At 40.0% G+C, this 13,393-nt stretch carries 15 protein-coding genes; 3 read left to right on the top strand and 12 right to left on the bottom strand.

Annotated elements, in window-relative coordinates; all coding sequences use genetic code 11:
• Position 1 precedes the first annotated feature (1 nt).
• The 12 genes from flgK to I6F66_RS00805 all read right to left on the bottom strand — a co-directional run bounded on the left by flgK (position 2) and on the right by I6F66_RS00805 (position 11,607).
• Entirely contained in the window at positions 2-2,005 is a 2,004-nt protein-coding gene (gene flgK / locus I6F66_RS00750) for a flagellar hook-associated protein FlgK (RefSeq protein ID WP_197208468.1), read from the bottom strand.
• A gap of 1 nt (position 2,006) precedes the next feature.
• The gene (gene flgJ, locus I6F66_RS00755) at positions 2,007-3,023 is read right to left on the bottom strand and encodes a flagellar assembly peptidoglycan hydrolase FlgJ (RefSeq protein ID WP_165729501.1); all 1,017 of its coding nucleotides are present in this window, start codon (positions 3,021-3,023) and stop codon (positions 2,007-2,009) included.
• 172 nt (positions 3,024-3,195) lie between these two features.
• A complete protein-coding gene (locus I6F66_RS00760) occupies positions 3,196-4,290 on the bottom strand; it encodes a flagellar basal body P-ring protein FlgI (protein ID WP_165729500.1) in 1,095 nt (364 codons plus the stop codon).
• 11 nt (positions 4,291-4,301) lie between these two features.
• Positions 4,302-4,985, bottom strand: a complete 684-nt coding sequence (gene flgH, locus I6F66_RS00765; RefSeq protein ID WP_002959418.1) for a flagellar basal body L-ring protein FlgH — start codon at positions 4,983-4,985, stop codon at positions 4,302-4,304.
• 16 nt (positions 4,986-5,001) lie between these two features.
• Positions 5,002-5,790, bottom strand: coding sequence for a flagellar basal-body rod protein FlgG (flgG, locus tag I6F66_RS00770; protein ID WP_002959420.1), 789 nt, complete (start codon positions 5,788-5,790; stop codon positions 5,002-5,004).
• Between the two features lie 21 nt (positions 5,791-5,811).
• Positions 5,812-6,555 (bottom strand): flagellar basal body rod protein FlgF, encoded by a 744-nt coding sequence (locus I6F66_RS00775; RefSeq protein ID WP_007581863.1) that lies wholly within the window; start codon positions 6,553-6,555, stop codon positions 5,812-5,814.
• Between the two features lie 157 nt (positions 6,556-6,712).
• Positions 6,713-8,080 (bottom strand): flagellar hook protein FlgE, encoded by a 1,368-nt coding sequence (gene flgE / locus I6F66_RS00780; RefSeq protein ID WP_024592770.1) that lies wholly within the window; start codon positions 8,078-8,080, stop codon positions 6,713-6,715.
• A 59-nt stretch (positions 8,081-8,139) separates the two neighbouring features.
• On the bottom strand, positions 8,140-8,820 hold the full coding sequence (locus I6F66_RS00785; RefSeq protein WP_007581861.1) for a flagellar hook assembly protein FlgD: 681 nt from the start codon (positions 8,818-8,820) through the stop codon (positions 8,140-8,142).
• 13 nt (positions 8,821-8,833) lie between these two features.
• A complete protein-coding gene (gene flgC / locus I6F66_RS00790) occupies positions 8,834-9,265 on the bottom strand; it encodes a flagellar basal body rod protein FlgC (RefSeq protein ID WP_007581860.1) in 432 nt (143 codons plus the stop codon).
• A 5-nt stretch (positions 9,266-9,270) separates the two neighbouring features.
• Positions 9,271-9,678: a flagellar basal body rod protein FlgB gene (gene flgB / locus I6F66_RS00795; RefSeq protein ID WP_002959431.1), complete on the bottom strand. Its 408-nt coding sequence runs from the start codon at positions 9,676-9,678 to the stop codon at positions 9,271-9,273.
• A 145-nt stretch (positions 9,679-9,823) separates the two neighbouring features.
• Entirely contained in the window at positions 9,824-10,654 is an 831-nt protein-coding gene (locus tag I6F66_RS00800) for a protein-glutamate O-methyltransferase CheR (RefSeq protein WP_007581859.1), read from the bottom strand.
• Positions 10,655-10,674: 20 nt separating this feature from the next.
• A complete protein-coding gene (locus tag I6F66_RS00805; protein WP_007581858.1) occupies positions 10,675-11,607 on the bottom strand; it encodes a chemotaxis protein CheV in 933 nt (310 codons plus the stop codon).
• A 140-nt stretch (positions 11,608-11,747) separates the two neighbouring features.
• Between I6F66_RS00805 and flgA the strand changes: the two genes are divergently transcribed.
• The 3 genes from flgA to flgN all read left to right on the top strand — a co-directional run bounded on the left by flgA (position 11,748) and on the right by flgN (position 13,276).
• Positions 11,748-12,455 carry a flagellar basal body P-ring formation chaperone FlgA gene (flgA, locus tag I6F66_RS00810; RefSeq protein ID WP_165729499.1) on the top strand — a complete coding sequence of 236 codons (708 nt, stop codon included), beginning with the start codon at positions 11,748-11,750 and terminating at the stop codon, positions 12,453-12,455.
• Positions 12,456-12,531: 76 nt separating this feature from the next.
• Positions 12,532-12,852, top strand: a complete 321-nt coding sequence (flgM, locus tag I6F66_RS00815; protein ID WP_007581856.1) for a flagellar biosynthesis anti-sigma factor FlgM — start codon at positions 12,532-12,534, stop codon at positions 12,850-12,852.
• Complete coding sequence (flgN, locus tag I6F66_RS00820; RefSeq protein ID WP_024589967.1) at positions 12,845-13,276, top strand: flagellar protein FlgN; 432 nt, start codon at positions 12,845-12,847, stop codon at positions 13,274-13,276. Before flgM ends, flgN begins: the two co-directional genes overlap by 8 nt.
• Positions 13,277-13,393: the final 117 nt, after the last annotated feature.

Genomic DNA, 13,393 nt, shown 5'->3' on the forward strand with positions numbered 1-13,393 from the left:
ATTACCTCGCCGCATTTAATAAGGTGTCAAAAATTTCTTGAGCTGCTGCTAAAACTTGTGCTGATGCTGAGTATGATTGCTGAAAACGCAGTAAATTTGCGGCCTCTTCATCTAGGTTTACTCCAGATAACGACTCGTACCATGCCTCAGATTGCTGTGCTAGAGCGTCAAATGCAGCCCCACTTGTGATTGCTTGGCCAGTTATAACACCTATATCACTCACTAATCCTGAATAAGCTTGGTTGAACGTTTTATGGTTGTCGGCCGTTGCTGTTGTTTCTACGTTTAAACGGACTAACTCGCCATTTTGTAAATCAGCTAATTTTAAACCATTACGGTTATCATCAAAGCCGCCTTCGTTAAACTCAAGTGTAAAGGTGTCGCCTGTTGCTGGCGTACCTTCTATATCAAAATCGAATCCGTAGGTATCAAATGGAGCACCCGCTTGCGATAACATTCCTTTTGCAGGAGGCGTAATAGTAAAAGTACTCGTTCCGCTATTATCAGTAATTTGATATTCATTAGCATTACCTGTTTTAACAAGCGTTATTTCACCGTTTGTTAAGCTTGGTGTTGAAGTAAATCCACCAGAGGTAACACTTGTTACTTCTCCAGCTGAAATAGTAGCGGTACCTATATTATTTAAATCGTTAGCAGTACGAATTGGCGATGCTAGTGCTAAATCTTCTGCGCGCCCTGTTGCAAGTGTAATACTTGAAGCGGCATCTGAATTAAGCTTTATTTGAAACTGATCACCCTCAACACCTGCCCCAGATACATTTACTTGAAGACCAAATGATTCTCCGGTAGTAATAGTCGATGAATCAATAACACCTGTCGATATATCAGCAAGTGAAGGCTGCCCTAACGGATCGCCTTTGTTATCTATAGGCTGAATACTTACTTCATTAGCATTAGCTGTATAAGTAATAATAAAGTCACTGGCAGGAAGTTCACTGCCCTTACCGGGCTCTACAGTTGCAGTCATACCAGCATCACCAGTATTCGCTTGATACGCATAAGCGCCAACGGTAGGAATATTAAAAATATTACCACCCAGCTGACCTGTTGCATCCATACCCAATTTGTTTTGTTCGTTAAATGCATCAGCTATCGCTAAGCCCATTTGACCAATTTGGTTTTGAGCAGGGACTAATATGTCATCTCTAAAAGCGAGTAAGCCGCCAATTTTGCCTTTAAGCTTACTTACATCAACTTCAAGCGGCACAGCTTTGCCACCATTAACGTCAAGCGTGAATTCTTTAAAATTAGGATCAGGATCCCCTGTCATCGAAAATAAGTTAAATGCGCCATTTTGCATAACAACCGCTTCGCCTGTGCCCATAAAAACGAGTTTTTCGCCATTTGGACCATCAAGCGTTTCTATGTCTATTAGCTCTGATAAGTCGCGTATTGCTTTATCGCGTTCGTTATAGGTAGAGCTCGCATCTGCGGCGTTATTAGTGCCATTAACTGCTGCAATATTTTGATTTAGCGTGCTAATACTTTGAATTAGTGAGTTTGCTTCATCTGAAAATATTTCGAGCTGCTCGTTCACTACACTTTTTTGATCAAGCACGATGCCCGAAAGCCTATCCATTTGATCAATTAAGCTTTGCGCATCTGTCATTACTAATGAGCGGGCAACGGTAGATGACGGCTGATTAAGCGCTTCTTGTACGTTATTAAATAAAGAGTTAATTCCGGTCGAAAGGTTGTTCGACTCTTCAGAAAAAATAGTATCAACTCTATTTGCCTCAGTAATAAACTGATCGAAAAACGATTTATTAGAGGTGTCACGATTTAGCTGTGACTGAGCAAACTCGTTTAGTAATCGGTATGTTTCGCCCCGCCCTACTTGGTTATCAACCATAGTGGTAAACTCTGTACGCTCACGTACGTAGCCTACGGTATTTACATTGGCGATATTTTTACTTGTCGTTTGCAATAGCTCCGAGCTTGCTCTAACCCCAGAACTGGCAATGTTTAATAAATTAAACGACATGTTACTCTACTCCTTGGCGGATCACGTTTGCCGCAATGTCTTTTAGCTGACTGCTATTGAGTACTTTTTTTATTTTGCTGGCATAATTTGGATCGGTTGCATAACCTGCTTTTTGTAATGAATCTAAAAAGTCGTTTGGTTTTGCTGTATTTTGTAATGCTTCTTTGTAGCGTGGGTTTTGCGTTAAAAAATCAACGAAGTCGTTCACGCTATCTTTAATTGAATCGTAGGCTCTAAAGCTGGCTTGTTTTTTAACGGGTGTGCCTTGTTCAAACTCAAGCGTTACTTTACTTGCTTTGTCACCTTCCCAGCTTTTATCTGACTTAATATTAAATAGGTTATTTGAGCTGCCACCGTCACTTTTATTAATAATGTGCTTACCCCAACCGGTTTCAAGTGCCGCTTGTGCAACCATTACCGCAGGGTTTAAACCAATTTTTTGCGCTGCAGTTTTAGCGTGTTCCCACACTGAACTTACAAACTCTTCTGCATTTTTAAATGTTGGGCTATCGGCTTTAGACTCTGCAGTATTAACCTTAGGCTCAGCAATATCGGCTTTAGTGCTCTTAACGATAAGATCGGGTTGATTATTTTTTTGCTCATGAGGAAGAGCGGATCCAACTTGCATATCGCTAAAAATATCGTTGGTTGTTCTAAGTACAGAGCCTGGCATAAAGTTTTTAGACTCAGGCGATAACTGCTGAACAATTAAATCGGCAAGGCCTAAAGAGCCATTTGATGAAAGCTCTGTAGAAAGTTGCTGATCGTGCATTTCTTCAAAAAACTTTACGCCACTTGAATTAAATGGACTGTCTTTGTCTTCAAATGCTTCGTTGGCTTTGCGCATTCCTTTGAGCAGCATTTGCGTAAAAATAGCTTCAAATTGTGCGGCCGCTTTTTTAAGCGCAGCTTTAGAGGCATCAGTTGATGCATCGCCACTGGTTAAGGCTTCTTTACGAAGTGAATCTAAGTTGCCTAAATCAAAAAAGTTTTGCTTATCGAGGTGGTTAGTTTCCATCGGCTTTTTGACACAAAATGAATAATGTAATTAAAAATGCAAAAATTGAGCCACTACCGATAAAACGAGGAAGATAAAAATAATAAACTTGAGTTGCTGTAAATAAAAAGCCCTATATCTAATTTCAAAAATATAGGGCTTAAGTAATACGTTATTTATTGGCTTGGGTTATTTATATAACAACTAACTGTCCGTTAATTGCGCCGGCTTCTTTTAGTGCTTCTAAAATAGCCATTAAGTCACCAGGCGCTGCGCCTACTTCGTTAATTGCGCGAACTAAATCGTCAAGGCTTACACCTGGATTAAATACAAAGGCGCGCGAGTCGTCTTGGTTTACATCAATAATACTTTGCTGTGTGACAACTGTATCACCGTTTGCTAGCGGGTTTGGTTGTGACACATTTTGTTGCTCTGCAATTGTTACTGTTAAGCCACCGTGAGTTATAGCCGCAGGCTGAAGCTTAACGTTTTTGCCAATAACAATTGTACCGGTGCGCGAGTTAACTATAATTTTAGCGGCCATGTCAGCTGGTTTAAATTCTAAGTTTTCGAGTGTCGATAAGTACGATACACGCTGGGATGCATCGCGTGGTGCAATAACACGGATAGAAACAGAATCAATTGCTTGTGCGCTATTTGGGCCAACTAAGTCATTAATTGTTTTTTCTAGGCGTTTTGCCGTTGTAAAGTCTGGACGGTTTAGGTTGAAGGTAATGTAATCGCCTTGCATAAATGGGCTTTCTACAGTGCGTTCAACTGTTGCGCCATTTGGTATACGACCAACTGTAGGGGTGTTAATTACAACCTTACTACCATCAAGGCCTTGTGCGCCTAAGCCACCAACAATTAAGCTTCCTTGTGCAATTGCATACACGTTACCGTCTACACCCTTTAAAAAAGTTTGTAGTAAAGTACCGCCACGTAAACTGCCTGCACTACCAATAGAAGAAACCGTAATATCTATTGTTTGCCCGGGCTTTCTAAATGCGGGTAATTCTGCATGCACAGCAACAGCGGCAACATTTTTAATTTTAGGACTTTGAGTTGAAGGCAGCGTAATACCAAAGCTGTTCAACATGCCTCTAAAACTTTGTTGTGTATATGAGTTTTGCTCACCAGTGCCCGGTAAACCAACCACTAAGCCATAACCAACTAATTGGTTAGAGCGCACGCCCTCAACCATAGACACATCTTTTATGCGCTCAGCACTGGCAGTAAACTGCCAACCCAATAACGCAACTAAACATAAAGCTTTAAGGCTATTCATGTTGTTACCCTCTAAAATGGAAACAGCGAACTGCTAAAGAAACGTGTAAGCCAACCAGGACTTTGCGCTTCTTGCGTTTGCCCTTTACCTGAGTATTGAATACGTGCATTAGCAATACGATTTGATTCAACCGTATTATCGGCGCTTACGTCTTGAGGGCGTACTAGCCCTTCTAAACGAATAAACTCTTCACCGGTATTAAGCGTTAGCCATTTTTCGCCGCGTATAACTAAGTTACCATTAGGTAAAACGCGCATTACATTAACCGAAATATCACCCACTAAGCTGTTTGACTGGTTTGATTTTGAATCGCCCGTAAACGACGAATCGCTACCAATACCAAACTGAATACTATCGCCACCTATATTTACAGGTAGACCACCTAAGCCAATCACTGGGTCTAAACTTGCGTCGGTTTCTTTGTCTGTTTCTGTTTTAGCGGCTTTTGTTGCTTGAGTAGACTCTTGCAATTTAACCGTAATTATATCGCCAGTACGTAGCGCTTTTTTATCAGAATATAAGTCGTTTGATGTATGAGTATTAAACAATGAACCTGTGGCTACCAGCGGCTCTAAAATAGGCTCGGGGTACATAGGTGCGTAGTAAGGATCGTCCTGTACTACTTCACTATTTTGCGTAGACATACAGCCACTTAAAAATAATGTGCCCGCTGCAAATAAAATAATATTACGCATAATTCCCCCTACTCTATTAAAGCTGTTGATTGATATAACTCATCATTTCGTCAACGGCCGAAATTACTTTTGAGTTCATTTCGTAAATACGCTGAGTTTCTATTAGGTTTACGAGCTCTTCAGTTACATTTACGTTTGAAGTTTCGAGTGAGCCTTGAATAATGCTACCTAACCCTTCAACACCAGGGTTACCTTGTACCGGCGCACCACTTACAGCTGTTTCGGTATAAAGATTTTGACCGATTGGCTCAAGACCCGACGGATTAATAAAATCACTAATAGTCAGCTGACCAATGACCACGTTATCGGCTTGGCCTGCAACACGTACAGATACTTCGCCGTCTTGCGAAACCGTAATTGATTGCGCGTCATCTGGTACATTCATTTCTGGCTGAATCACATAACCTGCGCCCGATGTAACAATTCGTCCATCGCCATCGGTAGTAAACTGGCCGTTGCGCGAGTAAGCAATATTGCCATCTGGTTGCAGTACTTCAAAAAAACCTTCGCCAGAAATCATCCAATCTAGTGAATTTTCGGTGGTCAACATGTTGCCTTGCGTAAACTCTTTTTGGTTAGCTACAACTTTAGCACCCGCACCTAACATTAAGCCCGATGGCATTTCGGTATCTTGCGATGAACGGCCACCTGGTTGATTAATATTTTGATAAAGTAAATCTTCAAATATAGCGCGGCTTTTTTTGTAACCTACGGTACTCGCATTCGCTAAATTATTTGAGATAACCGATATATCGGTTTGTTGAGCGTCTAGCCCAGTTTTACTGATCCACAATGCTGGATTCATAATCGTATCCTCATTTTAAAGTTAAACTATGCGTAATAACTGATCTTGACGCTCGTCAATTTCTTCAGCTGTTTTCATTAATTTCACTTGTAATTCAAATTGGCGCTGGTGGCTTATCATGTCGACCATTTCGTGAACAGGGTTCACATTCGACATTTCAAGCGAACCACTTAAAACTTTTACATTGGCAGAGGTATCTACTGTTACATTGGCTTTTGGCCTAAATAAACCATCGTTACCTTTTTCGAGCTGAGAGCTATTTGCTTCTACCACTCTAAGCGTGTCTATTTCTTCTAAAAAATTAGCGGGAGCGCCTTGTGGTCGAACTTGAATAGCGCCATCTTGACTAAACCCTATTTTTTCAACCGGGACAGGTAAAATAACAGGTCCCCCTTCGCCAATAACTTGACGACCATGGCTGGTTACGAGCATGCCTTGAGCAGTAACGTTTAACGTACCCACTTTTGTGTAAGCTTCATTACCGGAGGCATCTTGCACAGCAAGCCATGCGTTATCGCTCATCGCGATATCTAAGTCTCGCCCGGTTTGAACAATGCCACCCGATACCATGTTTGAACCCGGACGCTCTTGCATTGAAAATACACGTGTAGGCAAACCTTCGCCAAACGCTTGCATAGAACGTGCTTGCGCAAAGTCGGCTTTAAAACCCGTTGTATTTGCATTTGCCAAATTATTGGCTTTTAAAGCAAGCCCTTGTAGGCTTTGCTTAGCGCCAGAGGCCGCAATGTAGACCATTTTGTCCATAGTATCGACTCACATAAAAAATCTCTGAACTTATAAATGCAAAATAGGTGCCAGATTAAATTTGACGCAACATTGAGAGGTATTTAGAAGGGTTTACAAAGAGGACTTATAAAAAAGGCTGCAAAAATGCAGCCTAATATATTTAATGGGGTTTAGCTTATCGAATCTGCAAAATACTTTGCTGAATAGTTGAGTTAACCTCAAGCGCACGTGAGTTTGCTTGGTAATTACGCTGTGCAGTAATTAAGTCTACGAGTTCATTAGTAAGGTTTGTATTTGATTGCTCAAGCGCTGATGAGTTAATTCCACCAAATGTACCCGAACCAGCTTCACCCGCTACAGGTTCACCTGAATCAATACTTTGCTTCCAGCTTGTATCACCCACTTGTGATAACCCTTGTGAATTTGGAAAACGTACCATAGCCACTTGGCCTAGGAATGTTGAGTCACCATTACTGTAAGAAGCGACAATTTTACCGTCTGTTCCTATATCAATTCCGGCTAAACGACCAACCGTTGAGCCATCTTGATCGAGTGCTTTTACTTCAAAACCACTTGAATACTGAGTTGGGATACGTCCTGCCGTGTTATTTTCATCGCGCCAGTTAAGCTCAATACCAGTACCTGGGAAAGTTGCACCATTGTCTAGTAATGTTGATAAACCAGCACCAGAACCCGCTGGTAGTAGTATTTCATCAAAAGTAGTTGTATTTGTATTTGCCACACCACCTGTTGTTGATGGTAAACCACTTGAGTTAAAACCAAGGGTGGTAAGTGGTGTATAAGGCGCGGTTTGTTCTCCACCAGTTGTGCCATCAACTACTTTGCCATCGAGTGTTGCGTATACTTCCCAACTGTTATCTGTACCACCTGCTGCGGCATCATCTTCTTTAGCAAAAAAGTATTGTAAAATATGTGGTTCACCCAGTGAATCATATACCGTTGTTGACGTAGATGAGTTATAAGTACCACTAGAAGCAGGGTCAAAATCTAGACCTGTTGGATCCGCCGTTGCATCTAAGTTAAACGACAAAAATACATTTTCTGTTGCGCGAGGTGAACCAGACGAATCAGGGATTTGAATTGGATCAGTTGTGCTCAAACTTACCGACGTTGTATCACCTGTAGATGAATCAACTGGGAATGCTTGTAAAAAGTTACCTTTTGCGTCAACCATAAAGTTATCTTGGTTAAGCTTAAATGCACCTGCACGTGTATATGTTAAATCTTGCGAAGATAAATCGTCGGTCATCGCAAAATAACCTTCACCAGTGATTGCTAAATCAAGTGAGTTATTTGTAAATTGCAGTGAGCCTTGATGAAACTGCTGCGCAACCATGGTTGTTTGCACACCGTCACCATTTTTAGTCTTACCAGAGCTAAATACTGATGAAGCGTAAACATCGGCAAACTCAGCGCGTGACTCTTTAAAACCTGTGGTATTAACGTTTGCAATATTATTTGCCGTTACGTCTAAATCTTTTTGCGCGGCAGCAAGGCCGGTTAATGCAATATTGAAGCTCATAATTCACCTCTAACCTGTTAGTCTGTGGCCTGCTAGCAGGCGAAAAATACTAAAATTTATTACGCGATTTCTGCTACATCTGTCAGCCTAACCGCACCTTCTTTAGTGTTAATAATAATGCCACTTGAGCCATTAATATTAACGCTTTCAATGTTCTTGAATGTAGCAATGGGCAAGCTTGAAAATTCGCCGTCAGTACTTCCTTCGGCGGTTACTGAGTATTCACCTTCAGGTAAACGCTCACCGGCTTCATTTTTGCCATCCCACGCAAAACGTACTGCACCTGCTGATTGAGAACCCATATCAATAGTTCTCACTAGCTGACCTGATGCATCTGTCACTTTAATTTTTAAGTTATCAACGGCTTCTTCTGCCACTGCAGAGCCTCTGGCATCACCCGTTTCATTTAAATCCAGGGTGTTTGACTCAAGTAAAGCTTGCTTGCCAACAAGTGTTGATGCTTGCAATGCTGAATTTGATGTCATAGAAGACGCTAAGCTATCAAAATTTGAATTTAAATCGCTAATGCCTTGCGCCATTGTGAAACTAGTCATTTGCGCAATCATTTGATCGTTATCCGCAGGGTTACTGGGATCTTGAAACGATAATTGCTGAGTTAACAAAGAGAAAAAGTCTTCTTGTGTTAACGCATCACTCTCATTGTCACTGGTCGCTACTTGCGATTCTTGCCAGCGTATAGAGTCTAAATAGGATGAAGATGTACTAATATCGTTACTCATAACCTACCCTCGGTTACCGCTGCCCTAGCAACAGTGTTTTACTTAGCATTTGCTTTGCTGCATCAGCAACTTGCACGTTTGTTTGGTAAGAACGAGAGGCAGAAATCATATTTGCCATCTCCTCTACAACATTGACGTTGGGTTTATAGATATAGCCATTTTCATCCGCACTTGGATGGTTTGGGTTATATTCAATTTGTAATGGTGCATTACTTTCAACAATGCCCAAAACTTTCACACCAACTGCGGAGCCCTGTTGGTTACTTACTGATGCTGAAGCCTTTGTTAGCTCAGCCGCAAATACAGGTTGGCGCGCTCGGTACGTTTTGTCTTGAGATGAACTAATGGTATTAGCATTAGAAATATTACTAGCTGTAGTATTTAAGCGAACGTTTTGTGCGCTCATACCCGAACCTGCAATATCGAAAACATTATATAAACTCATAATTTTTATCCTTGACTACCGAGAGCTTTATTCAGGCCTTTAAATTTGCCGCTTAAAAATTGCAAGCTGGCCTGATACTCCATAGCATTCTGTGTATACAAGTTTCGTTCCACTTGTATATCAACCGAGTTACCATCACCTGTATCTGATTGATTTGGCAAACGAAATGATTCTGAACTGCCCATACTATGAGTACCTCCACCAATGTGTTTATCATTAGTTCTTACCATAGTATTGCCGCTTTGCTGGGTTGACCTTGCCGCTTTTAATGCAGAGGCAAAATCAATATCTTTTGCTTTATAGCCAGGCGTATCAGCGTTAGCTATATTAGTTGCAATTAATTCAGCTCGCTGTGAACGGATCAACATGGCTTGCGGATGCACACCTAATGCTTTATCAAAACTGATAGCCATAACCTTCTCCAAAAAATTGACTTACCCATGAATAAAGCAAAAAATAAGCCATTAATATTAGGATGTGTTATATTTTTATAAGACTATGTATCTAAATAGAAAAACGACGCTTGGTGCGTCGTTTTAGGGAAATGAATTAACTTAGTTATTTCTTTTGGTAAATGATACCGGGGTTGCATCTAACCATATCAAATTCAGTACTTAGACCAGTTAGGGACTCTGACGCTCCTAAAAATAAGTACCCTTTTGGGTTTAATGCTTGTGCAAACTGATTAATAATTTTAGCTTTTATTTCAGGCGCAAAGTAAATAAGTACATTACGGCAAAAAATAATATCAAACTTGCCCATTAACGCGTAAGAATCAAGCAAATTCAGGTGCCTAAAACTAACTTGTTTTTTTATTGTATCGTTTACTTGTGCCATACCATTGCCGCTGTCTTTAAAAAACTTTTTACGACGCTCTGCAGATAACCCTCTGGCAAGTGCAAGCGCGTCATATTCTGCATTTTTACACATATCAAGCATGGTATTAGATATGTCGGTACCAATAATTTGTGCACCCATACGAAGCACACCAGGTTGCTTAGTATTAAATTCAGCTACTGACATAGCTATTGAATAGGGTTCTTGTCCTGATGAGCTGGCAGCAGACCAAATTTTTAAAGGCCTTCTTAAGTCTTTAAACTCAGGAAAAAGCTTATTTTGGAGCAACTCAAACGGGTATTGATCTCTAAACCACAACGTTTCGTTTGTGGTCATTGCATCAACCACTGCGGCTCTTAATTGCCGCTCGTGAGGCCCGAGAGTTTTACTAACCAACTCCGATAAAGATCCCACATTAAATCGAGTCATTAACGGAGCAAGTCGGCTTTTAACTAAATACTGTTTGTTTTCACCTAAAACAATGCCGCATTGCTGCTCTAAAAACGAACGAAACTGGTCGTATTCACTTTGCTGCAAATCTTTATTATTCAAGTTAGTAGCACCTATTTTTGTTAATCACAATGAACCCACTTTTTAACCGCTGTTGCTAATTCGTCTGGGTTAAATTTAGCAATAAAGTCATCTGCCCCGACTTTTTCAATCATAGCCTGGTTAAAAACACCACTCAAAGAGGTATGCAAAATAACATGCAAAGGTGCAAGTTTGGGATCTGCTTTTATTTCAGCTGTTAAGGTATAACCGTCCATTTCTGGCATTTCAACGTCTGAGATAAGTAACGCTACTCGCTCAGTAATATCGTTTTTACAATCAAGCTCTGCTATTTCTTTTAATCTTATAAGTGCTTCTTTACCATTTTTGGCAAGCTCTGTTTGCACGCCTAACGGCTCTAGGGCACGTTTAACTTGATTACGCGCAACAGCAGAGTCGTCTGCAATAAATACGATACGTTCGCCTAAATCTTTTTGAATATCGCCGCTTTGTGCAACTTCAGCACTTACTTCTGTGTTTACTGGGCAAATTTCGTTGAGAATTTTTTCTACATCGAGAATTTCGACTAATTCATTTTCGATTTCGGTCACTGCTGTTAAATATGAATAACGTCCGGCGCCTGATGGTGGTGGCATTATTTTTTCCCAATTCATATTTACAATACGTTCAACTCCGCCCACTAAAAACCCTTGCACAGAGCGATTGTATTCAGCAATGATTATAAAGCTGTCTTTAATGTTGTCGATTGGGCGCCCACCTACAGCCATTGATAAATCAATTACTGAAATAGTTTGACCACGAATATGTGCAACACCACGAATATACGGATTAGATTTTGGCATGCTTGTTAGTGGAGGGCATTGCAGCACTTCTCTCACTTTAAATACATTAATACCAAAACGCTGACGCCCTCTGAGCTTAAATAAAAGTAATTCTAGGCGGTTCTGCCCAACCAACTGTGTGCGTTGGTTTACTGAGTCTAAAATGCCTGCCATTCAAATCTCCTAAAGAAAACAAATAATACGGAACGATAATTGCTTTCTATTTATAAAGCTACATAACATCGCGGGTGCGTCTACTTTTTGACGCAAAATATTTATACCCTGTTTGAAACCATAAGCATAGTCGAAACATTATGAGTTTGTTAAAAAAAATCAGAAGATACAGTGTTTTTTATTTTGTTACTAGCTTGTGCTTTGTATTCCCTTTGCAAGCTAAAGTGTTTAGTAAAGATTTATTACAAGACATGGCCGTTGCTTATATAGCTAAGCAGATTGGTACATTGCAAAATACTAATACTCAATTAAGTGCACTGCCTTTAGATAGTCGCATTCCTGATCGTGTCTGTAATACTGAGCTTGAATTATCAACATCCGATGAGCCACCATTTAACCGCCAAGTAACCTTACAAGCTAAGTGCAATGATGCGCAAACGTGGGCTCAATACGTTCATGTAAGAGTTGTTGAAATGGCCCCAGTTGTTGTTGCCACCGCTAATTTATCCCGCGGTGAAGTAATAACTAAATCGCATTTAAGTATTGAAATGAAACCAACTCACTTTGTACGAATACAGTACTTAGATGACCCCACAATGCTAATAGGCAGCAGAAGTAAACGAAATATTAGAAGTGGTATGCCAGTATTACTAAACCAAATTTGTATGGTGTGTAAAGGTGACTCTGTTAATATTTACGCTAACCTTAGAGGCCTTAGAATTAAAACCACAGGTATTGCTTTAGAAGACGGTACTTTGGGCGAACAAATACAAATAAAAAACAAAAAATCAGGTAAAGTTTTAAATGCGCGAGTAGATGGTGTAGAGTCTGTTCAGGTGAATATTTAATTTAGATTTATACTAAAGTATCCTACGTATATGCCGATAACATGGCATAAGTTGGGTAATATACGGGTTTATTATTATGGTTAATCAAGTTAATGGCAGTAATCAACAAGCTAATGCGTTAACAAATGCAAAGCAACAACAAGTTGATTTAAAAAAAGATAACGCAAATACACAAGCGACGCAGACTCCTTCGCCTAAAGCAGCAAGTGACTCTGTAAGCTTAACGCCGCAAGCGCAGCAATTAAAAACGCTTCAAGATAAAGCACAGCAATCGTCTGGATTTGACAGCGATAAAGTTGCTGAGCTTAAAAAAGCAATAACCGAAGGTAAATATCAAGTGGACAGTGAAAAGCTTGCTAAAAACTTAGCTGATTTTGAGTTTAATGTGTATGGCTGATCATAATAGTTTAATTAGCGTAAAACTAAACCAACAAGTAAGTTGTTTAGATTCTTTGCATACGCTATTAAACGACGAGCTTACTGCTATTGCTTCACGACGTGGTGCTGGTTTAAAAGAAATTACCCAACAAAAAATGTCTTTTTTAACTAAGCTAAGCACTCTTGATAAAGAGCTAAGTAAGCTTATTGCCAGTAACGATACACAAAATCCTGAAATATCTGAGCTAATAAGCCAAGTTAAAACTCAACTTGCGCAATGCCAAAAACAAAATAATGTTAATGCTCATGCTGCCCGCCAAGCGCAACTTAGTGTTAAACAATTAAAAGAGATATTAATTGGCGCACCAACGTCAATGACCTACGATCAAGCCGGTAAATCTGTAAATACCGAGAGTAAATTGGTTCGTAATTTAAAAGCGTAAGCCCCAAATTTTACATTAAAAAAGCCTTATTGATATATCAATAAGGCTTTTTTAATGTCCTTTGTTCTTAAATTTCGTTATAAATAATATCCATTTGCTTAATAATGTAAGCCCCCT

The sequence above is a fragment of the Pseudoalteromonas sp. NZS100_1 genome (assembly GCF_015864285.1).
GTDB classification, from domain to species: Bacteria; Pseudomonadota; Gammaproteobacteria; order Enterobacterales; family Alteromonadaceae; genus Pseudoalteromonas; species Pseudoalteromonas arctica.

Coding starts and splice junctions, on each gene's coding strand:
- flgK (WP_197208468.1), bottom strand. CDS start 2,005: ATGTCGTTTAATTTATTAAACATTGCCAGTTCTGGGGTTAGAGCAAGC.
- flgJ (WP_165729501.1), bottom strand. CDS start 3,023: ATGGAAACTAACCACCTCGATAAGCAAAACTTTTTTGATTTAGGCAAC.
- I6F66_RS00760 (WP_165729500.1), bottom strand. CDS start 4,290: ATGAATAGCCTTAAAGCTTTATGTTTAGTTGCGTTATTGGGTTGGCAG.
- flgH (WP_002959418.1), bottom strand. CDS start 4,985: ATGCGTAATATTATTTTATTTGCAGCGGGCACATTATTTTTAAGTGGC.
- flgG (WP_002959420.1), bottom strand. CDS start 5,790: ATGAATCCAGCATTGTGGATCAGTAAAACTGGGCTAGACGCTCAACAA.
- I6F66_RS00775 (WP_007581863.1), bottom strand. CDS start 6,555: ATGGACAAAATGGTCTACATTGCGGCCTCTGGCGCTAAGCAAAGCCTA.
- flgE (WP_024592770.1), bottom strand. CDS start 8,080: ATGAGCTTCAATATTGCATTAACCGGCCTTGCTGCCGCGCAAAAAGAT.
- I6F66_RS00785 (WP_007581861.1), bottom strand. CDS start 8,820: ATGAGTAACGATATTAGTACATCTTCATCCTATTTAGACTCTATACGC.
- flgC (WP_007581860.1), bottom strand. CDS start 9,265: ATGAGTTTATATAATGTTTTCGATATTGCAGGTTCGGGTATGAGCGCA.
- flgB (WP_002959431.1), bottom strand. CDS start 9,678: ATGGCTATCAGTTTTGATAAAGCATTAGGTGTGCATCCGCAAGCCATG.
- I6F66_RS00805 (WP_007581858.1), bottom strand. CDS start 11,607: ATGGCAGGCATTTTAGACTCAGTAAACCAACGCACACAGTTGGTTGGG.
- flgA (WP_165729499.1), top strand. CDS start 11,748: ATGAGTTTGTTAAAAAAAATCAGAAGATACAGTGTTTTTTATTTTGTT.
- flgM (WP_007581856.1), top strand. CDS start 12,532: ATGGTTAATCAAGTTAATGGCAGTAATCAACAAGCTAATGCGTTAACA.
- flgN (WP_024589967.1), top strand. CDS start 12,845: ATGGCTGATCATAATAGTTTAATTAGCGTAAAACTAAACCAACAAGTA.